The following is a 25255-nucleotide window of genomic DNA, read 5'->3' as shown; positions in this document are numbered from 1 at the left end:
AAATCTAAGCACATACCTTAGAAGTAAAATAAAATGCGGATTCTAAGGATTAAAAAATTAAAATTCACTTTAATTTAACACTTGTTTTTGTATTATGGCACACTTAGTTTCGAAAAAGAGGAAGTAATGAAATGGTTATGGCTATGTAGCGTAGTGGTATATGTAGGATGTAGCACACAGATTCCTACACTTGAAGAGAATGCAAAACAAACGCATATTCCAGTCTCATTTAAGAATATTCAATCTTTTCATACACCTTCTAGCGTTACAATTTTGCAAGATTCTATAGAATCTTCTCTTATGCCTTCTGCTTCTCTAGGAGCTACAAAAAAAGATACAGGAAGTTCTCAATCTTTAAAAACCACATCTTTAAATACCGCAGATGATGTCAAAAAACAAGAGCAACCTTTAAGTTTGCAACAATTTATAGCATTAGTTGATGATAAAAAGCTCCACAGCCTGCTTTATCTTGCGCTTGAGAAAAATACAGATGTGCTGACAATGGTTTCGCGTATTAAACAAGCTCAATCTCAAATGAAAATCAACACCGCAAATATGTTTCCTAATATCAATGCGGGGATTAATTCAAGCTATATTGATAATCGCACACTCTCTCAAAGCACAATCGTGCGTCCGGGTGCAAATTCAGTTAATGCAAGTGTGAGTATGAGTTGGGAGTTTGATTTGTTTGGTAAATTAAATGCCTTGCGTCAATCAAGTAAAAAAGCCTATCTCCAAGCTCAAAGTAACCTCGCCTATGCGCAAATTTCTCTTATTGCTCAAGTAGCGAGTTTATATTTTACTTTGCGAGATAATGCTTATGCTTTGCATAATGCCAAAGCAACACTTGCAAATATGCAGCAAATAGAATCTATTAACGAACAAAAATATAAGCTAGGGCTTATTGATGTGAATACTTATCAAGGTTTTGTGGCAAATACCACGGCACAAAAAAATACCCTCGAAAATCTTGCTTATACATTTGAGCAAAATAAAAATGCTCTGCTTGTTTTGCTTAATATCAGTGCCGATGAACTTGCACAAAATATTGATTTATACTCCATTTCACCTCAATTTCCTCATATTGCAAGCTTTTATGTCGATAAAATGCCAAGTGATATTTTGCTCTCTCGCCCCGATATTCAAGCGAGTATTTATGCTCTCCACGCTCAACTTTATAGGCAAACAAATGCAAACGCCGCGCGTCTTCCTAATATTTCTTTGAATGGTTCAATAGGAGAGCTTCTTTATAGCAGTAGCAATTCTGCTGGTTCGCTTGTGTTTCAAATCGCTAATTCTATTACCGCTCCCTTGCTTAATCGCACCTCCTTAAAGCAAAATTATCTTATACAAAAAGAATTAAGCAATGAGGCATTTTTGACTTTGCAAAATAATATTAACACAGCTTTAGGCGAAGTAGAAAACGCGCTTTTTGATATGCAATCCAAAAAACAACAAGTAGAAAACACGCAAAACGCTTATCAGTTAGGCTTAAAGGCTTATGAGGGCAATAGCGCGAAAAACACGCGTGGCTTGCTTGATAAAAATGATTTTTTAGGGCTTGAAAATACTTATTTTAATCTCCAAACGCAGCTTTATAGCGCAAAAACAAATGAAATGCTCTCACTCATTACGCTTTTTAAAGCTCTAGGGGGGAATCTTGCCTTGCAAGAAACACAAACAAACTCCACGCAAGAAAAGCTTTTAAAAGGAAAAAAAGAATGAATCTCTATCAAACGCTTAATCCAAAATTACGCAAAAAAATACCGCTCAAAATATGGCTTATTTTTCTCCTTATTGTAGCGATAATTTGCATAGGGGTTATTATTGTATGGAAATCTTTTGGAAGTAAAATAGAATATGATGTGATAAAGCCTACTCGTGGCGATATTAAATCAAGCATTTCAGCCTCTGGCTCTCTCTCACCTGTTAATGAAGTAGAAATTGGAAGCGTCATTTCAGGGCTTGTGCTTGAAGTGCTTGTAGATGAAAATGATGAAGTTAAAGTTGGGCAAATCCTCGCGCGTATCAACCCAGAGACAATTAATCAACAGATTGCTAGATTTGAAGCCCAGCTCGCCTCGGCTCAAGCTCAGCTTAGAGCAAGTGAGCAGACTTTAGCGGATAAAAAATGGAATTATGATAGATTAAAAGAGCTATATGAGGCGACAAATGGTGCTTCACCTTCAAAACTTGAATTACAAAATGCTAAGACAAATTATACTTCTGCGCGATCTGATGTGGAGATTAAACGCGCTTCAATTGTTGAGATTCAAACAAGTATCCAAAGTGCAAAGATTGATTTAAAAAATTCTGAAATTGTCTCGCCTGTAGATGGTATTGTATTGATGCGCAGTGTGGAGGTAGGGCAGAGTGTGGCGGCGAGCTTTCAAGCACCTACTCTCTTTAAAGTTGCTGAGAATCTTGAGGAAATGCAGCTATATGCTAATATTTCAGAGGCTGATATTGGCAAGGTAAAAGAGGGGCAGGAGGTGGTTTTTACAGTTGATGCGTATCCAGATAGGAACTTTCACGCTAAAGTCAATCGTGTGAATTTTGGTTCGGGTGATGGCAGTAGCTCATCATCAAGTAGTAGCTCGGATATTGTGAGTTATCGTGCAAAAATTGAAGTAGATAATAAATCCCTCCTTTTACGCCCGGATATGAGTGCTACTGCTGATATTATTATTGCTAAGGCTAATAATGCTCTCCTTGTGCCAAGTGCTGCGCTTTATTTTGACTTGAATAAATCACTTCAAAGAGCAGGAGCAAAAAAAGAGGGAGCTAATAATTCTTCTAATCCAATGTTTGCAGCTCCCGCGCGTCCGCGCCCACCAAAAGCTCAAATTAATCCTAAAGAAAAGCCCCAAGCCAAAAAAGGCACATTGTGGATTCTAAAAAATGGCAAGCCTGAATCTGTGAGCGTAGAGGTGGGTATTACTGATGGGAGTTATACGCAGATTCTAAGTGGGATTGATGAGAATGCTCAAGTGATTACTAAGCTAAAAGTGCAGTGAGTAAAGCAAATGGAAGATTTTATTATCTTAAAAGATGTGCGTAAAACCTATGGTAAAGGAGAGAGTGCATTTGAAGCCCTAAAGGGCGTAGATTTACGCATTGATAAAGGAGAGTTTGTCGCTTTAATGGGACCAAGTGGCTCGGGCAAGAGTAGCTTGGCAAACATACTTGGCACACTCGATGTAGGCACAAGTGGAGAGTATTTGTTTTGCGATGTTGATGTATTTAAGCTCACGCAGAATCAACGCGCCCTTCTGCGCCGAAACTACATTGGATTCATTTTTCAAGGCTTCAATCTCCTTGCGCGTACAACAGCCCTAGAGAATGTTGAGTTGCCATTAATGTATCGAGGTGTAAAAAAAGCAGAGCGTGAGGCGATTGCGCTCAATGCGCTTGATAAAGTGGGTTTGAAGGAATGGGCTACGCACACAAGCGCGAAGCTTAGCGGTGGGCAACAACAGCGCGTGGCGATTGCAAGGGCGATTGCTTCAGAGCCGCTTTTTCTCCTTGCTGATGAGCCAACGGGGAATCTTGACACAAAACGTAGCGTAGAGATTATGGAAATTCTCCAAGAGCTCAATCAAGGCTTAGGCATTACGATTTTAATGGTAACGCACGAGCCGGATATGGCGCAATATGCGAGTAGGGAGCTGCACTTCTTAGATGGGCGATTGATGAGTGATTCAAAGGGGGGGCAATGATTCTTAATGCTTTCATACTTGCTCTAAGACAGATTAAGCGCAATTTTTTGCGTGCATTTTTGACAATGCTTGGTGTGATTATTGGTGTGGGCGCGGTGATTGTGATGATTAGTCTAGGAAATGGGACAACCAAAATGATAGGCGATAGAATCTCCTCGCTTGGAAGCAATCTTTTGCTTGTATTTCCTGCACGCGTGATGAATCCCGGTGGTGCAAATTTGCGCCGTAATTTTAGCTTACAAGAAGCCCAAAGCCTCTACACACTCACTCAAGACTATATAGAAGCCCTTGCACCCATTGCACAAGGTGCAGTAGTGTTGCAGTATCAAGCCGAAAATACCTCCACTCAAGCGCAAGGCGTAAATGAATCATTTTTTGAAGTAACACAATGGGATACGAGTGAGGGGAGGAGTTTTGAGGAGCAAGAATATCGTGTGGGGAGCAATGTCTGTCTTATTGGTGAATCTGTGCGTAAGAATCTCTTTGCACAGGTTAATCCCCTAGGGCAGAGAATCCGTCTCAATAGTATCGTATGTGAATGTATTGGGGTGTTGGAATCTAAAGGGCAAGGCGGTATGGGAAATGACCAAGATGATGTGATTTTGCTTCCTTTGAAGACATTTTTGCGCTCTGTATCGGGTAAAAATACACTTTTTTCTATTAATCGCCTAATGCTGCGCTCAAAAGATGGAATAGATTCTAATGAGATACTTCCTGCTCTTACACAAGCCTTGCGACAAGTGCGTAATGTCCGCGCGGGGGAGAGGGATTCCTTTGAAATTATGGACACAAAGCAAATCAGTGAGATTCTCACATCATCAACGAAGCGATTGACAGCCTTTTTAGGAATGATTGCGGGGGTAAGCCTCATTGTAGGGGGGATTGGCATAATGAATATTATGCTTGTTTCAGTTACTGAACGCACGCGTGAGATTGGCACGCGTATGGCGATTGGTGCATTGCAAAGTGAGGTGCTGCTGCAATTTTTGATAGAATCTATCACATTAAGTTCATTTGGAGGGATTGTTGGCATTATATGGGCGTTTTTTGCCGCGCTTGGCTTAAGCTATTATATGGAGATTCCATTTATTTTTGATGTGCCAACCGCGTTTATTGCCTTTATATTTTCAGCCTTTATTGGTGTTTTGTTTGGCTATTTGCCCGCTAGACGCGCTTCAAGGCTTAATCCTATCGATGCTTTGCGCCACGAATAGCTTAGAATCTATATTCTAAGAAAAATAGAGAAATCTGTAAAAAGTTATGTGAAAAATTATTATGGAAGAGGCAAAAGAGGGGTAGTCTTGCTTTTTTTAAGAGAAAGTTCCAAAAAGCCACCATTTTTGATTCTAAGCCCTTTAATTCCTCTTGCATTATTTTTTACGATAAAAGGCGATTGCGACAAGCCTGCGCTTGTGTGGGTGGGCAAGTATAGCTATGCCACGCTTTTTTTGGGGAGGGGGGTATTTATTTTAAGCCTTTTTGGCAATGATTGTGCCAAAATTTACCCATTTAAAAAGCACCTCGATGCCACTAAAGCCTACTTCTTTGAGTAAAGCAATATTTTCCTCTAAACTAAAAGGCACAAGCACATTCTCTAGCGCCTCTCGTTTTTTGCTAATCTCGCTTTGTGTGTAGCCTTGCTCTGTTTTATAGCGCAGATACCGCTCTATCATCTGTTTATCAAGGATTCTATGATGTGAAGTCATTTTTTCACTCAAAATAAATACTCCTCCTTCTCCTAGGGCATCATATATTTTTTGTAAGAGGCTAGGACGTTGTAATGGGCGGATAAATTGCAAGATATAATTTGCAATGACAATATTGCAGGGAGCAAATTCATATTCAAGCAAATCCGCACATACAAAGTCAATATTATGGGCATTGTAGGCTTTGGCTTTAAGTGAGGCTTTATCTATCATTGCTTGAGAATTATCAATCCCTACAAAGTGTGTAGATGAGGGCAGAGCAAGAGCAAGGGCTAAAAGAGTATTACCTGTGGAACTTCCCAAATCATATACAAGTGGGTTATTAATGATTGTCGAATTAAATGTGTTTGCTGCTGTGATTTTTGCAGAATCTGCTTTATTTTTTTTATTTACTTGGGTAGAATCTTGCAAACAATCTGCATTTGAGATAAGATTCATCACGCAAAAATCTACAATAAGCCCCAAAACTTCCTTATAATGAGGGATTGAACGTTCAAGCATATCATCAAATACACTTGCTACTTGCGCATCAAACTCGAATTGCTTACCAATATCTTGTGTGAAGATTCTATCTTTCATCTTTTTGCCTAGAATCTAGCTAAGTTGCGCCATTCCTTCAAGCGGAGAACTTGCACTCGCATAGGCTTTGCGCGGTATGCGCCCAGCAAGATAGCTTAATCTACCCGCTTTGATGGCATATTTCATCGCTTCTGCCATAGATACAGGATTTTGTGCTTGAGCGATAGCGGTATTTGTCAAAACCGCATCAGCTCCTAGCTCCATAGCAATACTCGCATCACTTGCACAGCCCACTCCCGCATCAACAATAAGTGGCACTTTGATAGCCTCTTTGATAAAGCCAATATTGTAGCGATTTTGAATCCCAAGCCCACTTCCAATAGGCGCAGCAAGAGGCATAACCGCACTTGCACCGGCATTTTCAAGTCGTTTTGCCATAATGGGATCATCATTTGTATAAGCCAACACACAAAAACCCTCATTAGCAAGTACTTCAGTTGCTTCTAAAGTTTCAATCACATCTGGGTAGAGTGTTTTTTGCGTATCGCCAATAATTTCAAGCTTGATAAAGCTAATGCCTGTTGCCTCTCTTACAAGACGAAAAAGTGTAATTGCCTCTTTTGCATTGACACACCCAGCGGAATTTGGTAAAAATTGGATAGAGGTATCTTTAAAGACTTCAAGTAGATTCTCACTTTTATTATCCATAATATTTACGCGCCGAACAGCAACGGTAATAATCTCTGCCCCGCTTGCTAAAGTCGCTTCTTTAGTGGTGGCAAAGTCTTTATATTTTCCGCTCCCAACAATCAAGCGAGAATTAAAATGATATGAACCTATATGTAGTGTATCAGTCATTTATATCCTTTGTAGAGTATGTAGATGTTGTAAAGATTCTATAAGAAGTTGTGGTGTGAGCGCATAAGAAGCAGTATGCTGCATTGCCTTTTGGGCTGCAAGAGCGTGGGCAAGTGAGCCTTGTAATGTGCTATGAAGTGCATCATAGCCTTGAGCAAGAAGTGCGCCAATGATACCGCTTAAAACATCACCACTCCCACCCTTTGCAAGGGCGTTTGTGCCAAGTGGATTAATATAGACTTCTTGAGCTTTGGCGATATAAACATTTGCGCCTTTGAGTAAAAGCGTGGTATGGGGATATTTTTGGGTAAATTCTAGCATAGAATCTAATCGCTTTTGTGGTGTGTATTCGCCCAAATCACATATATGAAGCAATGAAGCAAATTCTTTAGGGTGAGGGGTAAGGATAATTTCTTGTGTAAAATCTAGTCGTTGTCGTTTGAGACTTTCATCTAAAAAAGTTTTAATCATTGGCGTGTAGAAAACATCAGCATCAAGTATGCAGGGTAGGGAAGATTCACATAAGGAATGTAAAATCTCCTCACTCCTTTCTTTTCCTAACCCCATACCTAGCGCAATAGCACTTGTTTTAGGTGGTAAATCACGCTCTTGCATTATTTCAGGAGGAATAAGCTTTTCTTCTTGTGTAATCAAGCTTACAAGCCCCGCGCCAAAATGCAGAGCGCTTTGTGCGCTTAGAATACTTGCACCTATTTTTTCTCCTCCAAATACGCTCAAATGTCCATAATCACCCTTATGTGTGTTTGAGCGTGTGCGTAAGGGCAAGGATAAATCAGTAGATTCTAGCATTTTGATGTTTGAGCTTATTTGATAATGACTTGGGCTTAGTCCAAGCTTAGCAATATGTAATTCTCCTACAAAATCTTTTGCTCTATCGCTTAGGCATACAAGGTTTATTGCACCCATACAAAGCGTGTGATGAGCCTTAAAAACAAAGCCCTTATTTTGCTCATTTAATCCGCTTGGTACATCACAGGCGATATTTATTCGCGCTGATTTTTGGGCAAGTGCAAGAATATCGCTTATATCTGATTCAAGCTGTCCTTTAAGCCCACTTCCTACAACGCAATCTACCATTACATCACAAGGTAAGATTTTTTTAATAAACTTTATTTCGCATTCAGCTGCACTTTTATAATTTTGCTGACAGAGAGGGGATTTTGGCTCTTTGAGCTGCATAATGCGTATGTGATAATCTCCGCTTAGTCGTCTTGCAAGTGCGTAGCCATCGCCACCATTATCACCCCCACCGCATAAAATGGTAATAACGCTTCCTTTATGTGTTAAGGTGCTAATCAAAGATTCTAGCGCACAAGCAGCATTTTCCATTAGAATTTCATTGCTTAGGTGATATTTTTCGCACGCTCTTTTATCTAAAAAAGTGGTGCTTTGATAAACATTTTTCATAATGCTTATGCTCCATATCGTGCGCTTAGGGCTGCTACAATCACACTTACTACATCATCTTCTGGTTTTGTATTTGGCTCTGGCATAAGCTCTTTGAGCTTTGTTTCAATATAGGAGGTATCAAAATTACCTTGTTTAAAATCCTTATCATTGCAGATATTGATAAGAAAGGGGATTGTGGTTTTTACACCTTTAATTGTAAATTCATTGAGGGCGCGCGAGAGTTTATTTACTGCGAGATTATAACTTGAAGCCTTAACAATAAGCTTTGCCACCATAGAATCATAAAAGGGAGGAATCACATAATCTTTATAAATACAGCTATCTACGCGCACAAATGGACCAAGTGCGGGATAGTAGGTAGTGATTTTGCCCGGATTTGGCACAAAGTCATTTGCCACATCTTCAGCATTAATCCGCGCTTCAATTGCAAAGCCTTGAGGGCGTATATCGTGTTGGGTAAGTTCTAAAATCTCTCCTTGTGCGATACGAATTTGTCTACCAATAAGATCAAAGCCTGTGATTTCTTCTGTAACGCCGTGTTCAACTTGTATGCGTGTATTCATCTCCATAAAGTAGAAAGTGTTATTTTCATCAAGTAAAAATTCCACGGTTCCAGCGTTTGTATAATGTGCTGCTTTTGCTGCAGCTACGGCTGCTGCGCCCATTCTACGACGCAAATCATCACTAATAAGCGGACTAGGGGCTATTTCAATCAATTTTTGATGTCGTCTTTGTATCGAGCAATCTCGCTCCAAAAGATGTATCACATTGCCATAATTATCAGCGAGGATTTGAAATTCAATGTGGCGAGGATTAACAATGTATTTTTCCATAAACACATCATCATTTTTAAAAAACGCCATAGCTTCGCGTTTGCAGGCTTCAAAAGATTCTATGAGATGCTCTTCTTTTTCTACCACGCGTATGCCGCGTCCTCCACCCCCACTACTTGCTTTTAAAATCACAGGATAGCCAATCTTTTGAGCGAGTTTTGCAATTTCGCGTGTAGGATAGGTATTAAGCGGCTCTGTCCCGGGAACAATAGGGATTCCATTTTTTTGCATAATCTCACGCGCGGCATTCTTATCGCCCATTTTGGCAATAGTTAGAGCATCTGGACCTATCCAAGTAATGCCCGCTTCTTGCACTTTTTTTGCAAAAGTAGCATTTTCACTTAAGAATCCATAGCCCGGATGTATTGCATCGGCTTCAACACGCAAAGCAGTTTCTACAATCAAATCCGCATCTAGGTAGCCTTTGAGCGGGTCATCGCTAATTTCATAAGATTCATCAGCCATTTTAACGTGCAGACAATCTCTATCTGCTCTTGCATATATTGCCACACTTTTAATATGCAAATCTCTACACGCACGAATAATACGCACTGCAATTTCGCCACGATTAGCAATGAGAATTTTTTGAAACATCATATCTCCTTTGCGTGTTTTTATAATACTTGACTATTTTTTATATGCCTTGATTGATTTTTCCAAAATCGCTTGAGCGCTTGCTTTATCTTGAAATTCCTTGACTTTAACCCATTTGTTTGGCTCTAAGGTTTTGTAGGTTTCAAAGAAATTTTTGATTCTATCAAGGACAATTTGTGGTAAATCTGTAAAAGATTGAATCTTATCAAAGCTTGGATCAATCTTTGAGATAGGCACAGAGAGGAGCTTTTCGTCCATTCCGCTTTCATCTTCCATAATAAGCACCCCAATAAGCCGAGAGGCAATCATACTCCCAGCTTGAAGTGGATAGGAATTAAGCACTAAGACATCGGCAGGGTCGCCATCATCAGCGAGAGTATGAGGCACAAAACCATAGTTTGCAGGATAAAACATCGCACCATACATCACTCTATCAACGACAACAAGCCCACTTTCTTTATCTACTTCATATTTGATATTTGAACCATAGGGAATCTCAATAATCACATTGATTTTATCAGGATTGCTACCTGCAGATACTTTATCTAGATTCATCATTGCTCCTTTAAAAGCCTAAAATAAAATATGCTAAAGGAGCGATTATACCAAAAGATTCTTGTTTTGATTAAAACCAAAATGCGATTTGTAGCTTTGTATTGAATCCGGGTTCATAGAGGGGGGCATTATCAGTATTTTTTGAAAAAAGCTCTTTAAGCGGGCTATAAGGGTTACTATAAGTTTGATTGGTGATATTAAGAAAGGCTAAGCGCACACTTGCACGAGATTTTATATCATAAGTAAAATAGATATTATGTGTATTATAGCCCTTCTTGCGAACAGATTCAAGCTCATCATAATACATATTATAACCTTGATAGGTTATGCCCTCCACAAAGCGACTAAGCCATAAAATTTGAAATTGTGGCATAGAGCTAAAAGGTCGCAATTGTGCGCTAAAATGATAGTTCCTGCCACTTAAAGCCATAAGCTCAAAAGTATCTGTAATAAGCTTTTTATCGTATCTAGGGAAGTTTTGAGCTACACCCAAATGCACATCAAGAAAATCAAAATCCACACCCACACTTGCCTCATAGCCTAGAATCTGCACACCATCATTCATATTTTGGCGATAGCTCTCATCGTGTCCGTGGTTATTTGAGTGATTCCCAGAATTCACATAGCTATTAATGAAATTTTTTAAATATTGATGATAAAGCCCAATATGCGCACTTAAAAAATTATCATCATAATCCATATCAAGCTCTGTATTGTGCATACCCTCTGCTTTAAGGGAGCCAATCTCAATATGAGGATTTGAAAGAAGCGAAACATCAAGTGGGAGAGCCCCACGCGTGTTGTAATTTTGTGTAAGTTTAAAGTTAAGCTCATTTGTGGGTGCAAAAAAGAGTGAGATATAAGGGCTAAATCCTTGCGTATAATGTGTTGTATCGACTTTATCTCTATACACAAAGCTATCATAGCGTGAGCCAAGCTCTAAGCTTAAAGATTCTAAAATATTAAAATTTGCACCCAAAAATCCACCATATATCGAGCCAAGCTCTTGTCCTTGATTATTATCTATAAGGGCGTGGTCATCAAGATTAAGCGCTTTTGTGCTTATGAGCTGATAGTTTAAACCATATTTTAAAGAATGATTGGCGCGAGCAAAATAATGTCGAAAAATTAAATCACTTCCAAGATTTTGCAAACTCAAATCCATTGCTCCCTCGTGGCCATCGGCAGCTTGAATCTCTCCTGTGGGAGAGAGTGTGAGGTTTTTATGAGCATAATAAAGATTCCAATTAAGCGCAAAATTATCACTTAAAAAATCATATTGTGCGCTTAGAGAATGCGCAAGAAGCGTGTTATCATAGAGTTGTGGATTTTGGCTTAAAATCACATTTGCTCCATAGGGAGCAACTGCGCTTAGATGATTGAAGTGATAATTAAAATTAATGGAATGATTTGCCTGTGGGGTGGAGGTAAGTTTAAAAAGTGCATTGTGGGCGCGTGAAGGAGAAGAGGGGACTTTATCTCCATTTCCTGCGCGATAATAAGGAACATCATCAAAGCTATATCCTGCGAGTAAGCCAAGATGCTCTCCTATCTTGCCATAAGCTGCAAGTGAAGTCTCTATGCCTTTGTTGCTTTGCCCCCCAAGTGTAAAATGCGCCCCATAACTGCGCTCCTTATCGTTTGGATTTTCTGCAAGCAAATCAAAAGCATTTTTGGTAGTGATATTTATCCCTCCAGCGAGAGCTCCTGCGCCATATTCTGCTCTTGCTAAGCCTTTTTCTATCTCAATATTTTTTACAAGAAATGGGTCAAAAAAAAGATTACCCTGATGATGAAAGAGATTGCCACTTTGTGCGATGCCATCTATTCTTATGCGAAACATTCTATCTTCAAAGCCGCGAATGTAGAGTTTTTGTGCGATTTGCGCACTTCCACCCACGCTAATTTCGGCATTTTTATTAAAAATCTCACGCAAATCTCGCGCTTGAGTATTAGCAATAAAGGTGTTATCAATTACGCTTACATTAGCATTGCTTATTGGGTGTGCCACAGAAATAAGGGGAGAAAGTCTAACAGATTGCATCTCGCTTTTGCTTTTATTATCATTCCATTCATTCTCATCGGCAAAAATTGTCCCCAAAAGAGCAATGTTTATAAATGTAGGGATAAAAAAAATGCGAGGAATGTATAGCATTATCAAAACCTTATTTATTTTGGGAATAAAGTGCGAAGTCTATCACATTTTGTAGGTATTGTCAAATAATGGTGGAGCTGTGGGGAGTTGAACCCCAGTCCAAAAATGAGAGCTTCTTAAGCATCTACACGTTTAGTAGGCATTGATGTCTTTTTGTGGCTACCCAACACCCCAAGATAGAATCCACAAGCAACCTTCATCTTTTCTTTTGCCTTAGGTGGAGGCAAAAGAGCATCTAGCAAAGATGACAAGTATAGCCCTCCGCTAGAGAGAAAAGCTACACCCGGCTCCAAAAAGCGATAAACTTACGCGACTTTTGCGTAAGCTGGAGCGTAATTTGCGTTGTTTGCGTTTAAAAAAAGTGGCAGTTTGAGAGCTTACCGGCTCACGTGCACTTAAGCCTCCTCACTCCTGTCGAAAGCCAAGTCAGCCCCAAAAAGTATGCAAAAGTAAGGGCGTAGATTATAGTTTTTTTTCTCTTGTTTTGTCAATATAAGAGAGTAAGAGAATCACTGCAAAACTCCCCACAAAGCCAAGAATAGCTCCTGCGAAAACTTGTGTAGGTGTGTGCCATAGGCTCAAAATACGCGAATATCCCACAAAACAAGCTAAAATAAAGGCAAATATACCCCATTTATTGCCCATAAAATACCACATTAATGCTGCTGCACTAAAAGCTGCTGTGCTATGCCCACTAGGGAAGCCTTTAAACTCGCCATTTATGGGGCGTTTAGCGATTTCTAATATATCCTGCAACCAAAGTATATCCTCATAATGACTTGCAAGAAAAGCACAAAGCATTTTTATTCCAAAAGCTATGCCTAGAATCACCACCACTACGCATATAAAATATCTTAGGGGTTGAAATTGCTTTTGAATGAGCCAAAAAAGCCCAAGAGGGATAAGCATAAAACGAAACACATTGCCATATACTTGGGGATTATAGAGCCATAAAAGCACTGCTATCACAGCGCCAATGCCAAGTATCAAAGATTCAAAGCAAATATGCCGCCCACTCATTTAGAATCCTCCTTATATCTTTATTATTTTTATTGGTTTTTGTGTTGTAAAACTTTTGAAAAATCATCGAGTGTGCAATAAAACATAATTCTAATGTAAGAGATTATATACTAAGCCTTTGGAAATATTTTTTTGGGGATTTCAAATATAAAACTCACGGCTATTTTTGTATGCGTTTTACTTGTGTAACTACTCCCAAAATAAGTCCATTTTTCAAGTTTTATGTCTTTTTTAATGGCTTCATCAAAGGCTCGTTGTATCTCATTTAAAACCTCACGCCATTGTTCTTTGGTATAATTTTGTGGTTCTAGTAAAATATTAGCAGTAAATCTTGTTTTATGCTGAATAATTTTTTCGATTTGCGTGGCTCGAGTGATTTTGAGATGATATTTTTGCGCAATTCCTTCTATGCTGATTCGAATACTATTTTCTACTTGTTTAAGCTGACTTTTGAGGCTCATTTATTACCTTCTAGTGTGCTTAGTGTATGCTGCTGAATAGGGAGCAAATTATTTGGAATTTCAAAAATGAAGTTCATAGCCAAATCTGTTTCTGATAATATCGAAAGATCACAACCCAAATATCGCCACTGCTCAAATTTTATATCTTTTTCAACAGCTCTTGCAAATTGACGCTTGATGAGCTTAAGATTGCTATTCCAATTATTTGAACTTAATGGTATGCCTTGCACTTGTAGCAAACAATTTGCTGTATATCTCGCTCTGTGTCCGCTAATTCTTCTCACTTGAATTCCTCTTAATATGGTAAGTGAATGTTTTGTGGCATATTCTTCTATAGTTACTTGAATACTCTGTCCGGCTTGTTTTAATTGATCAATAAGGCTCATTCTATTTTTTACTCCATTGCTCTAACCCTATGAATTATATCTAAATATTGCTATTTTCAATATAGAGTGTTTTTTGGCTCTCAATCTTTGTGTGAGATATTTTTAGCTTAGTTTTTTGTATTGAGCGTATCCATTACATTTGCGACTTCACGCAAACGTTCTTTATCAAAATGCGTATAAATACGACTTGTATTTAAATCTGAATGCCCAAGAGCTTCTTGCACCATTACCAAATCGTGTTTTTGCTGATAGAGTAGGGTAGCAAAAGAATGTCGCAACATATGCGCCCCATTTTTTTCTTTGCGAATTCCTGCTTGAGTAAGGATAGCTTCTACATTTTGATAAACATAGCTTTGTGTGAGTGTCTCGCCTTTGGCATTACAAAAAAGCAAATCGTGCTTGGGGGTAAGAGCCAATCTCTGCGTAAGCCAACTCTCAAGGAGATTCTGTATAAGATGTTTGCGTATCATTACCACACGCGGCTTATTGCCTTTGCCTCTAATTTGCAAGAGATAGCAATCTTCTGCGGGAAAAATATCCTTACGCTTTAAGTTTAAAGCTTCACTCACGCGTATGCCTGTATAAACAATGAGTTTAATAATAAGCTTATTGCGCACAGTGACTTTTTCGTTTAACTTTGCTTCATCAATGGCACTTAAAAATCGCTCAAGCTCATTTTGGTTTAAAAATGCTGGAAGTTTTTGCCCACTTTTTCCCTGTAATGCACTAATTTTAAGTGTAATATCATACACATAGGATTTGCCATCGCTCTCATTTTGCTTATCAATATAGCCAAAAAGCCCAATAAGCGCAACGCGATAATTCTTTTTGCTCGCATTTGAAAGTGTGCTTGTTTCCACACTCAAAAAATCACTCAAGACTTCCTCATCAATTTGCTCCATTGTCTCAATGTTGCTTTGTGTAAGAAAATCATAGAGCTTAAGCAGTGGGGTAGAGTAGGTGTTAATCCCTATCATACCTGCTTTTCTCACGCTTTTGCAAAGCTGACTTAATGCTTCTTGTGAGTGAATCTCATCACTATTTAGCGCATTGATAGCTTCTAAAATGGCAGCTTTGTTATGCACTTGATGATTTGAAAGTGTGGTAAGTTTGTAGCGCACAAAACGCATAATCCAAAAAAGCAAGCTACTTGAAAAATCGTGTTTATAATTGAGTGGATATTTCATTGTTTATCCTTAAGATATTTTGAGAATCTTTAGGCTTTAAGATTCTATGGTAGTTTGGTATTATAGCATAGAATGATTATTTTTAGTTATGAAAACTATACTTTTCAAACTTTTTTATATAACCATATATATTATACTACCCCTTGGCTAAAGCTTATGCGGGCATTTAAGCCTTAGTTTTGATGAAGCATTCCTTTTACCTCTACTTTATAAAAAGAATGCTAAAATCCTAGAATCTATGCCAATGAGATTTTAAGCAAATACAAGGAGTACATAATGAAAAATGCTTTGGTGCCTATTGCGAGGGGATTTGAAGAAATAGAGCTTGTGAGTGTGGTGGATATTTTACGCCGAGCAGGGGTGCGTGTGGTAGTGGCGAGTTTAGATTCGCATAAGCGCGTTTTGTGCGCTCATCATATCGTAATAGATGCTGATTATGCTTTGCCTGAACTCAATATAGAGGACTTTGATGCTATTATTTTAGCAGGAGGGAGTGAAGGAATGAAAAATCTCTCCAATAATGAGCTTATTAAATTATGGCTTCATCATTTTAAGCAAGCACAAAGGCTCATAGCCGCTATTTGTGCCTCCCCTATTGTTTTAGATAAAGCAGGTGTGCTTGAGGGAAGCTTTACTTGCTATCCGGGCTGTGAGAGTGAAATCAATATGCAGGGCAAAAGCAAAAGTGCGGAAGCGGTAGTCAAAAATGGCAATATTATTACTTCTGCAGGTCCTGCGACTGCGAGTGTGTTTGCATTAGCTATTGTGAAGGAGCTTTGTGGAGAGCAAAAGGCACAAGAGCTTTATGATGGCTTACAAATGCCCACTTTGAAAGCATATTTATAACTATACTATTTCTGTTGAAACTGCCCTCTTTTGCGAGATAGTAGAGAAATCATAGTTTTTCATATTGAGTAAGAGCAAGAGTGCGATATATGTATCCCCTTGCTCCTTACTCACAAATATAAATTTTATAATCCTAGAATCTTTAATCCCCATACAGCTGCATACTTATGCAATGCAAACTGCCGTGCCATAAAATAAGTGAGCGACAATCTACCCCCACTACCCTATATTGTGGCAAGGCTCTAGCAAGAATTGCTAAAGCTTTTGTGTCATTAGCATCTCCATAAGTTGGCACAAGCAATGCACCATTGACAAAAAGAAAATTCGCATAACTTGCTGGAAGCCTATTATTTTGCTCATCATAAATAGCCTGTGTAAAAGGAAGAGGGATAAGCTTATAGGGTTTTCCATTTGGTTGTTTAAGATTCTCTAGCTCTTCTTTCATACGCGCTAAAGCCTCAAAATGCTCATCTTGTCTATCCTCGCAAGTAATATAAGCGATACTCTCTTTACTCACAAAGCGCGCAAGTGTATCAATATGGCTATCGGTATCATCTCCTGCAAGGTAGCCATTATGTAGCCATAGCACTTCTTTTAGCCCAAAATGTGTTTTAAGGCGGGACTCTATCTCTGCTTGGCTAAGGTGAGGATTGCGGTTTTTTTCAAGCAAACATTGCGTATTTGTAAGGAGCACCCCTGCCCCATTACTCTCTATGCTTCCACCCTCAAGCACCATATCTACTTTGATAATATGCTCTTTATTAAAAATCTGCTCGATAATGGCATTATCATATTGTGAGGGATATTTAAGCCCCCACCCATTAAAGGTGCATTTAATAAGCTTATGCTCCCCTGCACTCTCTATACCAAGCGCACTAAAATCTCTCGCCCAAGTATCATTTGTGCGCACACGCATTATGTGAAGCACATAGGGGGATTGTGTATAAAACTTGCGTAAATAGGGCTGAATAAAGCTTTCTTGGGGTATATTAGTATTAAGATAGGTAGCAATATAGCTTTGCAGGGGTTGTGTATTGCTTAGAGGTGTATTGTGCGATGTGTAGGAGGATTGTGCGAAATATGTGCGGAGAATCTCCACTCCCTCATTATCCTCTGTATCCACGCATAAAATCACAGATTCAAAGCGCAGAATCTGCTCGATAATATCTATAAAGCATTCTCGTGCTTTTTGAATATACACTGCCCAATCGCTCCTCTTATGTGGAAAAGCCATTAATATAGCCACTTGCTTCTCCCACTCTGCCCTAAGCCTTATATCTTTCACTTGTATATCCTTTAGATTTGTTTTGTATAATTCTAGCACCTCAATGCTAAATCTTATTCATTATAGACATTGCGCAAGATGTTATGTAAGCTTAGGTGAGATTTTATTTAAGGACTACAAAGGGAAAGAGATGATTTTAAGCATAGAATCAAGTTGTGATGATAGCTCCATAGCCTTAGTAAGCATTAATGATGCAAGGCTCATCTATCATCTTAAACTCTCCCAAGATGAAGAACATAGCAGTTATGGCGGTGTAGTGCCAGAAATCGCCTCAAGGCTGCATTGTCAGCGACTTCCACAGCTTTTTAATAGGCTCAAAACATTTCTTCATAATGATTTCTCTTCCTTGAAAGCAATCGCTGTAACCACGCGTCCGGGTTTAAGCGTAACGCTCATTGAAGGCTTAATGATGGCAAAGACACTTGCTTTAAGCCTGCATCTCCCTCTGATTTGTGTTAATCATCTTAAGGGGCATATCTATTCACTTTTTATTAAGCAATCCCCCACTCTGCCCCACTCTAGCTTTGTCTCTGCGCACCTTAATGAAAATACACAAGATTGCGCACAAGAAAGTTTGCAATCACAAATCAAAGCATATTTACCCCTAGGGATTTTGCTCGTTTCTGGCGGACATACGCAGATTCTCTCTATGCGTGGAGCAAATGATATAAGCCTTGTAGCCCAAAGTCTTGATGATAGCTTTGGCGAGAGTTTTGATAAAGTCGCTAAATATCTCAATCTTGGCTATCCGGGGGGACCAATCGTAGAATCTTATGCTAAAGATTTTATGCAAAACTATCCCCATATAACTCCTCATAGTTTTCCTGTGCCGCTTTTACATAATCATCAGTTGCAATTTAGCTTCTCTGGGCTTAAAAATGCTGTAAGAATTGCCATAACTGCCCTAGAAAAGCCATATATAGCACAAGATATAGGCAGTATTTGCGCAGGATTCCAAAAAAGTGCGTGTGAGCATATTTTGCGCAAAGTGAGATTATTTTTTCAAGGGAAAGAAGCACAGAATCTTACGCATTTTGCGATTGTGGGCGGGGCAAGTGCGAATACATATTTAAGGCAAGAAATGGAAAAACTTTGTGTAGAGTTTGGTAAGACACTCGTTCTTGCCCCGCTTGAGTTTTGTGCTGATAATGCAGCAATGATTGGTGTATGTGCCATAGAGCAATACCAAAGAGGTGATTTCACGCCCCTACATCAAGCACAAGTTTCCCCAAAAAGTCTGCCGAGTGATTTTTATAAAGAAACACACTCTTAAGACTCGAGATTCTCATACTTAAGAGTTTTTGGGGTTAATGCAATAAAAGCAGGTTTTAGAATTCAAGTCCAAGCTCTACCATACCTGCTTTGAGATTTAAGAAAGCTCAAGCATTCTATCAAGTGCAATTTTTGCCCATTTTTGAATCTCATCTTCTAAAAATACCTCATTAATGGGCTTATTATCCTCAAAAGCAAGAAGCACATCACGCACATCTTCAAGCGTGGTTTCATTCATTGTGGGGCATTGAGGCTTACTTGAGCTTAAAACAAAAGTCGTTTGTTTGCCCTTATATTTAGGGCGCAAACGATTGACGAGATTAAATTCCGTCCCCACTGCCACTTTTTGCTCTAGCGGCAAATCCTGCACATACTTGATAATCTGGCTTGTAGAGCCAACAAAATCGGCGAGTTTTACCACGCTAGGGTCGCATTCAGGGTGTAAAGCAATTTTAATATCTGGGAATTTCTCGCGATAAAAGGCAATATCTTGGGTTGTAAAAAGTTGATGAACCGAACAGAATCCATCATAGCAAATCACATCGGCTTCACATACCTTTTCTTTGCTATCTATGCCTAAAATTGCGCTTTTCTTACCATCTGCTTGGGCGAGATTCTCCCCTAAGCATCTATCAGGTAGAAAAAAGATTTTTTTATTCTGTTCTTTTGCAAAAGCAAAGATTCTATGAGCATTTGCGCTTGTGCAAACAAGCCCTCCCATTTGGGCAACTTTTGCTTTCACATCGGCATTTGAATTAATATAAGTAATAGGAAAAATAGTATCTTTAGTGATGCCATAGGATTCTAAAAGAGTGATACTTTTATCATAATAGCTACTATCAATCATTCTTGCCATTGAGCAGCACGCCATTCTTGGCATAATAACGCGTTTTTTAGGTGAAAGCACCTTTACACTCTCGCCCATAAATGCTACACCACAAAATACGATAAGATTTTTTTCACTTTGTGAGGCTTTGCGGGAGAGCTCTAAGCTATCCCCACAAAAATCTGCCAAGGCAACAATTTCATCTTTTTGATAATAATGTGCCACTAAAAGAGCATCGAGTTTGTGAAGTAAAGATTTTATTTCATTAGGAAGTGTAGCTGACATCATCGCTCCTTTTAAATCATTTTTATGTATAAGTGCCTAAATCCTCAGCGAATTTTACTTTTTGATTGATATGCACATCTGGAATCATCTGCTCCATAAAAAGCACAATCGTTGAGCCCATTTTAAACATACCAAGCTCTTCTCCCTTTTTAACCGCAATGGGTGTGCGGTAAGTATAAGAGATATTATGCGCTCCGGCATTGCTTTGGATTCTGCTTTCAAAGTGCATTATCATACTGCCGACATTGAGCGCACCCACAGCGACAAAATAAAGCCATTTATGCGTTGAAGTCTTTGCTACCACCACTACGCGTTCATTGCGGACAAAGAGGTTATGATTTTTTTGCAAAGAGGGCAGATTCACAGGGAGCAGCTCCCCACCAAAATAGCGCACCTCATAAATCTCCATATCACAAGGTGCGTGATAGCGATGATAATCTCTTGGAGAGAGATAAAAATTCATATAGTAAAACTCTCTATCAAGCTTTTGCCCCAAAAGCTCCTCGATAGAATACTCCATACCTTTAATTTGCAAGGCATTTTTATCTGTGCTTTTGCCCATTTGGGTAATCAGTGAATCACAAGGCGCAATCAGCACAATGGGATTAGGGTTAATCGTGCGTGGTTTAGTAAGTGCGCGTGTAAAAAGGGCATTGAGTGAGGCATAACTCGAAGCAGGTGCAAACTCACCTAAATCTATATTAAAGATTCTCACATACGCGCTATTAATGATGTGTTGCACAAAAGAGGGAAATTCATAAGAGGCAAATCGCCCAAAAAGTCGCGAAATTTTGTTTGAAAGATTCATATTTTTCCTTATTTTGTAGTGATTTTTGGCTTTTCTTTGCGTATAGCAAAAGCATAAAAAAGTGGTGTATCGCACAGAGCAAGAAAAGCTTTAATGCAAAAATCTGCCAAAAGCATCGCTATGACTTGCTCCCACGGATACACAAATAAAAAGGCGATATGAAAGAAAATCATTGTATCGATAAATTGCGAAGTTATTGTGCTTGCATTATTGCGCAGCCACCATAAGCGTGGAAAATGATTTTTGAAATAAAAAAAGATATGTACATCAAGATTCTGTGAGATGATAAAGGCGCATACACTTGCACAGGCAATGCGTGGCTCACTTGCTAAAAACGAAGGAATAAAAGCAAGAATAAGCCCACACCAAAGCACCTTTAATACTTGCTTTTTATGATATTTTTCGCTTAATATATCAAGGAGTAAAAAACTTATAGGATAAGTCAAAGCTCCATAAGTAAGCGGTGTATCAAGTATGGGATATTGCACACTATAATTTGCTAATACAATAATACAAGCAAAGAGCAATGAGCTACCTCCAAAAGTCCAAACACTCATCTCTCTCAAACTTTCTCCTTATTTATGCTCATTTTTTGTTTCTATGGAGGAAGATTCTGCTTGAGAATCTCCTTGCAATGAAAGCTTCTCTAATATCTGTTTTGAAAGTTCATTATTATAACTCATAAGGCTGTTTTTTAGCTGAAGTTCCCACAAGTCAAATCCCTTGCGCATTTCTTGCTTAAACTCATCTTCATTAAGCACTTCATCAACGCTATTAATCGCATAATCACTCGCCACAAAAAACCCAATCGCACATAAAGGTGCAAATGCTCCACATAGCAGCGAGCCACTTACTCCTACTGCGCTAGATAGGCTCTTTTTTGCCACGCTTTTACCTACGATTTTAACACTTGATTTTGCAAGGGCTTTACCTGAAGCCTTGAGTATCATCACTCCTACCATACTTGCCCCTAAAAGCGCGGCCATTCCATCAGTAGCGCGTGGGGAGAGTAAATCAAGCTGTGTGTTTATATCCTCAAGTGAAAAAATAGATGAAATCCGCGCATTTTGTGGTTTTTTATGTGTCAAAAATAATCCAAAGCTTTGCTCTAAACGAGCCTTAAGCTGCAAAAGATGTTTATCATAAAGACTATTTAAACGCTCTTGCAAATCATAAGGCGTATAGGTTTTAAGCAAAGAAATAAATTGCTCTTGTGCAATATCCTCTCCCTTGCCAAGTGCAGCATAAAAAAGTCTTGTATATTCGCCACTGACGCTAAAATACCATTGAGAATACTTATTGATAATTTGCTCTTTTTGCGCGAGATATTCATCTAAAGCTTTATCTATATCGGCATTGAGGCTAGATTCAAAAGAGGCCAAATTCTGCTCTAGTTTGTGTTGCAAGGAGGGTAAGTCATTTGCGTGAATAAAACTTTGCGCCCCCTGCAAACTAATTTGTATATATTGTTCATTATCTTTTAGAATCCGCTCACTTAGGAGTGGAGGGAGTTTTTGGTGCTTTGCTAAGGGCTGAAGATGAATGCTGATATTAAAGGCAATATACACAAAAATAAGAAAAAATACCATAGCAAAAAATTGCCTAAATGAGCGAGATTGCGCGATATTTTGGCTATTATGGGTTTGAGGCTGTCCTAAAACTTCAAGATTCTGCCCTTGCCCATTATCTCCTTGTATCTTTAGTTTTTTTATAGGCGAAATACTCCCTATACACAAAAGAGTAAAGCTTACAAATGCAGCAAAATGCCCACACGCAAAGAGTAAAATAAGCGCAAAATGCAAATAGCTATCAGCAACGCTTACATAGAGTATATCAAGGAGTGATTTTTTTAAAAGCATAAAGCCAAAGACTTCTTGCCAAAAACGCGAGTGCATTTGAGCAATACCATAGCTCTCCATAAGGGTGTGATAATGCGCTTGGACATCACTGCCCTCTAAAACAGAGGGTGCAATACCACTTAAAATAACTTCAAGCAATACAGCAATCCCCGCGCCCACAAATGCAGTATATTTTTTTGCAAGAGCGGGTGCAAAATCAGGGCTTAGATTTGCTTTGCAAATGATAAAAATAATCTTAAAGCCATATATGCTACAAGGCACAAGTAGGCAAAAAATAAGAATCTCACTCCCGCTAGGAAATATCAGCATAAAAAAAAGTGATATGCTCCCTATAAGCGCAGCACAAAGGCTTAAAATCTTCACAAGTAAGAAATGCCCAAAATAGCGATGTAAAAAAGAATTTAGCTTATAGTAAGCTTTGATTGTTGCTTGTTTTTTGATTTTTAAAATATCATAGGTGTAGATAAAAAGTGCAAAAGTCTGCAAGATAAAAGCCACATAGAGCAAAAAAGAAAGTCTAGGATAGAATCCTACGCATAAGATACATAAAAGCGCACAGAGAAAGAAAAAAAGAGGAAAAAATTGCTTAAATACTTGCATTAGGCTTCTAGCCCAAAGGCTAGAAATGTGAGCTATTTGGTAATAGCTGTAAGTGAAATCTCAACGCGGCGATTTTTCGCACGCCCTTCAGCAGTGCTATTTGAAGCCACAGGATTTTCTTGCCCTAGCCCCTCAACCACAAATCGCTCTGGCTTAACTTTTTGATTTTGCAAATATGTTGCCACAGCTTGAGCGCGTTGCTGTGAAAGGCTAAGATTCTTTGCTGCGGTCCCTGTATTATCTGTGTAACCCACAACCGAAACAATAGTCTTATCGTATTTATTAAGCACTTTTGCCACAGAATTAAGCACACCATTAAAGTCTGCGCTCAAAGTCGCGCTACCACTGCTAAAGGTAATATCGCCGGGCATATTAAGTATAATCTCATTGCCTTGTTTTGTAACGCTCACGCCTGTGCCTTGAAGCTCTTCACGAAGCTTTTTATCTTGTACATCCATATATGCACCTACTGCACCACCTGCTAATGCTCCGATTCCTGCACCAATAGCCGCGCCTTTTGCTCTATCTTTTTTACTCGCTAATGCTCCGATTCCTGCACCAATAGCCGCTGCACCTACTGCACCAATAGCTGTTTTACTTACTTGAGATTCACCTGTGTAAGGATTAGTCGTGCAAGCTGTTGCAAGAAGCGCACCGCAGAGCGCAAGAGAGATTTTTGAAGTTGTTGTTGTCCTTAACATAAAAATATTCCTTTGTGTTGATTTAAGCCTCGCATTATAGCTAAAAGACATTGTTTTTTAGCTTAAAAGCGACAGTGCGGATATAAACTTTGCTCTAAAAAAGTAAGTAAATCTTTATTAGGAGGCTTGTTTTATGAATCTTAAATAAATGTGTGCCTTGAATGGCTATTACAAAAGCGGCTATCTTGTGCAAATAAAGTGTAATTTTCACACTTAAGTAAAGCTTAATTGAAGCAAAGCTTTAGATACACTTGCCTTGAATACTTTATCTTATTCCTTTTTAATAGAGATTCTTAATTTTTTCAAAAAAGCCAAGCTAAAAGGCGTTATTGTATTTTTTGTAGTTATCACAGCCTAGCTGACTCCCCAAATCACACGCCTTACCAAAGAGTTCTTTGGCTTTTGCTCTATCTTCTCTTACGCCTAAGCCATTGCCATACAAGATACCCAAATTATTACAAGCCCCCCTCATTGCCACCGCTACACGCCTTAGTATAGAGTTCTCTCGCTTTGGCATAATCCTGCCTTAGCCCTGTGCCATTATGATAGAGTAATCCCAAGCCAAAACAGCCCTCAACACTCCCCATATCACAAGCTTTAGCATAAAGCTCTCTTGCTTTGAAATAATCTCGCGTTACGCCCTGCCCTTGTTCATATAATAAGGCGAGATTCGCACAGCCCACACGATTTTCCATTTCGCAAGATTTTTTATATAACTCTGCTGCTTTTTTAGTATCTTTCATTACACCTCTGCCATAGGCATACAGCACACCTAGATTCCCACAGCCTAGCGCATTGCCCCTTTCGCAGCTGCTGCTAAAAATTGCCCTTGCCTTAGCGTAATCGTGCTTGACTTCATCGCTCCACGCAAGGAGTAAGCCAAAATTTGTATAATCTAAACTCTTGTAATCTCCCTCAAGTGCGTAGGCTTTGCTGTATAATTCATAGGCTTTCACATCGCTTTGCTCCACGCCTTAGCCATAGTAGTGCATAGCGGCTAAGGCGTGGCAACCCTTATTGCTATCTAAATCACAACTTTTCATATAAAGTTCTCTCGCTTTGGCATAATCCTGCTTGACAACCCTACCACCTGCATAATACAACCCCAAATTTAAACAGCCTGCTTTACTGCCCAAATTACACGCTTTATCGTAAAGTTCTTTTGCTTTTGTAGTGTTTTGTTTTGTGCCCAATCCTCTACCATACATAAGCCCCAAATCATTGCAACCTTCATATTTGTTCAAGGCACAAGATTTGCTAAAAAATTCAATAGCCTTTGCATAGTCTTGTTTTAATCCAGCACCACCTTTAATATAAAGTTGTCCTAAAGGGTGATAAGCACGAGAATC

Annotated in this window: 25 protein-coding genes and 1 other RNA gene; 6 read left to right on the top strand and 20 right to left on the bottom strand. The window is 39.0% G+C overall.

Annotated elements, in window-relative coordinates:
• Positions 1-126: 126 nt before the first annotated feature.
• The 4 genes from J1E28_RS03625 to J1E28_RS03610 are packed head-to-tail and all read left to right on the top strand — an operon-like array spanning position 127 to position 4933.
• Entirely contained in the window at positions 127-1725 is a 1599-nt protein-coding gene (locus J1E28_RS03625; RefSeq protein WP_291026785.1) for a TolC family protein, read from the top strand.
• Positions 1722-3017: an efflux RND transporter periplasmic adaptor subunit gene (locus J1E28_RS03620; RefSeq protein WP_291026783.1), complete on the top strand. Its 1296-nt coding sequence runs from the start codon at positions 1722-1724 to the stop codon at positions 3015-3017. The genes J1E28_RS03625 and J1E28_RS03620 overlap by 4 nt, the downstream gene beginning before the upstream one ends.
• Before the next feature lie 9 nt (positions 3018-3026).
• On the top strand, positions 3027-3719 hold the full coding sequence (locus J1E28_RS03615) for an ABC transporter ATP-binding protein (protein WP_291026780.1): 693 nt from the start codon (positions 3027-3029) through the stop codon (positions 3717-3719).
• On the top strand, positions 3716-4933 hold the full coding sequence (locus tag J1E28_RS03610; RefSeq protein WP_291026778.1) for an ABC transporter permease: 1218 nt from the start codon (positions 3716-3718) through the stop codon (positions 4931-4933). Before J1E28_RS03615 ends, J1E28_RS03610 begins: the two co-directional genes overlap by 4 nt.
• A gap of 255 nt (positions 4934-5188) precedes the next feature.
• Here the strand turns inward: J1E28_RS03610 and cmoA are convergent, their stop codons facing one another.
• The 11 genes from cmoA to J1E28_RS03555 form a co-directional block, all read right to left on the bottom strand.
• On the bottom strand, positions 5189-6004 hold the full coding sequence (cmoA, locus tag J1E28_RS03605; protein WP_291026776.1) for a carboxy-S-adenosyl-L-methionine synthase CmoA: 816 nt from the start codon (positions 6002-6004) through the stop codon (positions 5189-5191).
• A 15-nt stretch (positions 6005-6019) separates the two neighbouring features.
• Positions 6020-6802 carry a thiazole synthase gene (locus tag J1E28_RS03600; RefSeq protein WP_291026774.1) on the bottom strand — a complete coding sequence of 261 codons (783 nt, stop codon included), beginning with the start codon at positions 6800-6802 and terminating at the stop codon, positions 6020-6022.
• On the bottom strand, positions 6803-8230 hold the full coding sequence (locus tag J1E28_RS03595; RefSeq protein WP_291026772.1) for an NAD(P)H-hydrate dehydratase: 1428 nt from the start codon (positions 8228-8230) through the stop codon (positions 6803-6805).
• A gap of 5 nt (positions 8231-8235) precedes the next feature.
• A complete protein-coding gene (locus tag J1E28_RS03590; RefSeq protein ID WP_291026770.1) occupies positions 8236-9660 on the bottom strand; it encodes an acetyl-CoA carboxylase subunit A in 1425 nt (474 codons plus the stop codon).
• A gap of 33 nt (positions 9661-9693) precedes the next feature.
• Positions 9694-10215: an inorganic diphosphatase gene (gene ppa / locus J1E28_RS03585; protein WP_291026768.1), complete on the bottom strand. Its 522-nt coding sequence runs from the start codon at positions 10213-10215 to the stop codon at positions 9694-9696.
• 70 nt (positions 10216-10285) lie between these two features.
• The gene (locus J1E28_RS03580) at positions 10286-12370 is read right to left on the bottom strand and encodes a TonB-dependent receptor (RefSeq protein ID WP_291026766.1); all 2085 of its coding nucleotides are present in this window, start codon (positions 12368-12370) and stop codon (positions 10286-10288) included.
• Between the two features lie 69 nt (positions 12371-12439).
• Positions 12440-12804: a transfer-messenger RNA gene (gene ssrA / locus J1E28_RS03575) on the bottom strand.
• A gap of 28 nt (positions 12805-12832) precedes the next feature.
• A complete protein-coding gene (locus tag J1E28_RS03570) occupies positions 12833-13390 on the bottom strand; it encodes a phosphatase PAP2 family protein (RefSeq protein WP_291026764.1) in 558 nt (185 codons plus the stop codon).
• Between the two features lie 110 nt (positions 13391-13500).
• Entirely contained in the window at positions 13501-13851 is a 351-nt protein-coding gene (locus J1E28_RS03565) for a hypothetical protein (RefSeq protein WP_291026762.1), read from the bottom strand.
• On the bottom strand, positions 13848-14237 hold the full coding sequence (locus J1E28_RS03560; protein WP_291026760.1) for a hypothetical protein: 390 nt from the start codon (positions 14235-14237) through the stop codon (positions 13848-13850). The genes J1E28_RS03565 and J1E28_RS03560 overlap by 4 nt, the downstream gene beginning before the upstream one ends.
• Positions 14238-14344: 107 nt before the next feature.
• A complete protein-coding gene (locus J1E28_RS03555) occupies positions 14345-15424 on the bottom strand; it encodes a tyrosine-type recombinase/integrase (RefSeq protein WP_291026758.1) in 1080 nt (359 codons plus the stop codon).
• A gap of 276 nt (positions 15425-15700) precedes the next feature.
• On the opposite strand from J1E28_RS03555, the gene J1E28_RS03550 reads away from it, so the two are divergent.
• The gene (locus tag J1E28_RS03550; protein WP_291026756.1) at positions 15701-16270 is read left to right on the top strand and encodes a DJ-1 family glyoxalase III; all 570 of its coding nucleotides are present in this window, start codon (positions 15701-15703) and stop codon (positions 16268-16270) included.
• A gap of 142 nt (positions 16271-16412) precedes the next feature.
• Here J1E28_RS03550 and J1E28_RS03545 read toward each other — a convergent pair whose 3' ends face one another.
• Positions 16413-17555 carry an agmatine deiminase family protein gene (locus J1E28_RS03545; RefSeq protein WP_291026754.1) on the bottom strand — a complete coding sequence of 381 codons (1143 nt, stop codon included), beginning with the start codon at positions 17553-17555 and terminating at the stop codon, positions 16413-16415.
• Positions 17556-17685: 130 nt separating this feature from the next.
• Between J1E28_RS03545 and tsaD the strand changes: the two genes are divergently transcribed.
• Positions 17686-18828 carry a tRNA (adenosine(37)-N6)-threonylcarbamoyltransferase complex transferase subunit TsaD gene (tsaD, locus tag J1E28_RS03540; RefSeq protein WP_291026752.1) on the top strand — a complete coding sequence of 381 codons (1143 nt, stop codon included), beginning with the start codon at positions 17686-17688 and terminating at the stop codon, positions 18826-18828.
• Between the two features lie 96 nt (positions 18829-18924).
• Here the strand turns inward: tsaD and nadA are convergent, their stop codons facing one another.
• From nadA to J1E28_RS03500, 8 genes are all read right to left on the bottom strand, one after another.
• A complete protein-coding gene (nadA, locus tag J1E28_RS03535; RefSeq protein ID WP_291026750.1) occupies positions 18925-19938 on the bottom strand; it encodes a quinolinate synthase NadA in 1014 nt (337 codons plus the stop codon).
• A 22-nt stretch (positions 19939-19960) separates the two neighbouring features.
• Positions 19961-20746 carry a phosphatidylserine decarboxylase gene (locus J1E28_RS03530; RefSeq protein WP_291026747.1) on the bottom strand — a complete coding sequence of 262 codons (786 nt, stop codon included), beginning with the start codon at positions 20744-20746 and terminating at the stop codon, positions 19961-19963.
• An 8-nt stretch (positions 20747-20754) separates the two neighbouring features.
• Positions 20755-21303 carry a queuosine precursor transporter gene (locus tag J1E28_RS03525; RefSeq protein WP_291026828.1) on the bottom strand — a complete coding sequence of 183 codons (549 nt, stop codon included), beginning with the start codon at positions 21301-21303 and terminating at the stop codon, positions 20755-20757.
• An 18-nt stretch (positions 21304-21321) separates the two neighbouring features.
• Positions 21322-23205, bottom strand: coding sequence for a hypothetical protein (locus tag J1E28_RS03520; protein WP_291026745.1), 1884 nt, complete (start codon positions 23203-23205; stop codon positions 21322-21324).
• A gap of 32 nt (positions 23206-23237) precedes the next feature.
• Positions 23238-23906: an OmpA family protein gene (locus J1E28_RS03515; protein WP_291026742.1), complete on the bottom strand. Its 669-nt coding sequence runs from the start codon at positions 23904-23906 to the stop codon at positions 23238-23240.
• 316 nt (positions 23907-24222) lie between these two features.
• The gene (locus tag J1E28_RS03510; protein WP_291026739.1) at positions 24223-24378 is read right to left on the bottom strand and encodes an SEL1-like repeat protein; all 156 of its coding nucleotides are present in this window, start codon (positions 24376-24378) and stop codon (positions 24223-24225) included.
• Complete coding sequence (locus J1E28_RS03505; RefSeq protein WP_291026736.1) at positions 24362-24877, bottom strand: tetratricopeptide repeat protein; 516 nt, start codon at positions 24875-24877, stop codon at positions 24362-24364. The genes J1E28_RS03510 and J1E28_RS03505 overlap by 17 nt, the downstream gene beginning before the upstream one ends.
• Positions 24878-24880: 3 nt before the next feature.
• On the bottom strand, positions 24881-25255 hold a 375-nt coding region (locus tag J1E28_RS03500), incomplete at its 5' end, for a tetratricopeptide repeat protein (protein WP_291026733.1).

The sequence above is a fragment of the Helicobacter sp. genome (genome assembly GCF_022511165.1).
Lineage (GTDB): Bacteria > Campylobacterota > Campylobacteria > Campylobacterales > Helicobacteraceae > Helicobacter_C.
This window is presented reverse-complemented; position numbering and strand designations above follow the sequence as displayed.

Bases quoted from the DNA above. Each gene is read 5' to 3' on its own strand.
- J1E28_RS03625 (WP_291026785.1), top strand. From the start codon at position 127: ATGAAATGGTTATGGCTATGTAGCGTAGTGGTATATGTAGGATGTAGC.
- J1E28_RS03620 (WP_291026783.1), top strand. From the start codon at position 1,722: ATGAATCTCTATCAAACGCTTAATCCAAAATTACGCAAAAAAATACCG.
- J1E28_RS03615 (WP_291026780.1), top strand. From the start codon at position 3,027: ATGGAAGATTTTATTATCTTAAAAGATGTGCGTAAAACCTATGGTAAA.
- J1E28_RS03610 (WP_291026778.1), top strand. From the start codon at position 3,716: ATGATTCTTAATGCTTTCATACTTGCTCTAAGACAGATTAAGCGCAAT.
- cmoA (WP_291026776.1), bottom strand. From the start codon at position 6,004: ATGAAAGATAGAATCTTCACACAAGATATTGGTAAGCAATTCGAGTTT.
- J1E28_RS03600 (WP_291026774.1), bottom strand. From the start codon at position 6,802: ATGACTGATACACTACATATAGGTTCATATCATTTTAATTCTCGCTTG.
- J1E28_RS03595 (WP_291026772.1), bottom strand. From the start codon at position 8,230: ATGAAAAATGTTTATCAAAGCACCACTTTTTTAGATAAAAGAGCGTGC.
- J1E28_RS03590 (WP_291026770.1), bottom strand. From the start codon at position 9,660: ATGTTTCAAAAAATTCTCATTGCTAATCGTGGCGAAATTGCAGTGCGT.
- ppa (WP_291026768.1), bottom strand. From the start codon at position 10,215: ATGAATCTAGATAAAGTATCTGCAGGTAGCAATCCTGATAAAATCAAT.
- J1E28_RS03580 (WP_291026766.1), bottom strand. From the start codon at position 12,370: ATGCTATACATTCCTCGCATTTTTTTTATCCCTACATTTATAAACATT.
- J1E28_RS03570 (WP_291026764.1), bottom strand. From the start codon at position 13,390: ATGAGTGGGCGGCATATTTGCTTTGAATCTTTGATACTTGGCATTGGC.
- J1E28_RS03565 (WP_291026762.1), bottom strand. From the start codon at position 13,851: ATGAGCCTCAAAAGTCAGCTTAAACAAGTAGAAAATAGTATTCGAATC.
- J1E28_RS03560 (WP_291026760.1), bottom strand. From the start codon at position 14,237: ATGAGCCTTATTGATCAATTAAAACAAGCCGGACAGAGTATTCAAGTA.
- J1E28_RS03555 (WP_291026758.1), bottom strand. From the start codon at position 15,424: ATGAAATATCCACTCAATTATAAACACGATTTTTCAAGTAGCTTGCTT.
- J1E28_RS03550 (WP_291026756.1), top strand. From the start codon at position 15,701: ATGAAAAATGCTTTGGTGCCTATTGCGAGGGGATTTGAAGAAATAGAG.
- tsaD (WP_291026752.1), top strand. From the start codon at position 17,686: ATGATTTTAAGCATAGAATCAAGTTGTGATGATAGCTCCATAGCCTTA.
- nadA (WP_291026750.1), bottom strand. From the start codon at position 19,938: ATGTCAGCTACACTTCCTAATGAAATAAAATCTTTACTTCACAAACTC.
- J1E28_RS03530 (WP_291026747.1), bottom strand. From the start codon at position 20,746: ATGAATCTTTCAAACAAAATTTCGCGACTTTTTGGGCGATTTGCCTCT.
- J1E28_RS03525 (WP_291026828.1), bottom strand. From the start codon at position 21,303: ATGAGTGTTTGGACTTTTGGAGGTAGCTCATTGCTCTTTGCTTGTATT.
- J1E28_RS03520 (WP_291026745.1), bottom strand. From the start codon at position 23,205: ATGCAAGTATTTAAGCAATTTTTTCCTCTTTTTTTCTTTCTCTGTGCG.
- J1E28_RS03515 (WP_291026742.1), bottom strand. From the start codon at position 23,906: ATGTTAAGGACAACAACAACTTCAAAAATCTCTCTTGCGCTCTGCGGT.
- J1E28_RS03510 (WP_291026739.1), bottom strand. From the start codon at position 24,378: ATGAGGGGGGCTTGTAATAATTTGGGTATCTTGTATGGCAATGGCTTA.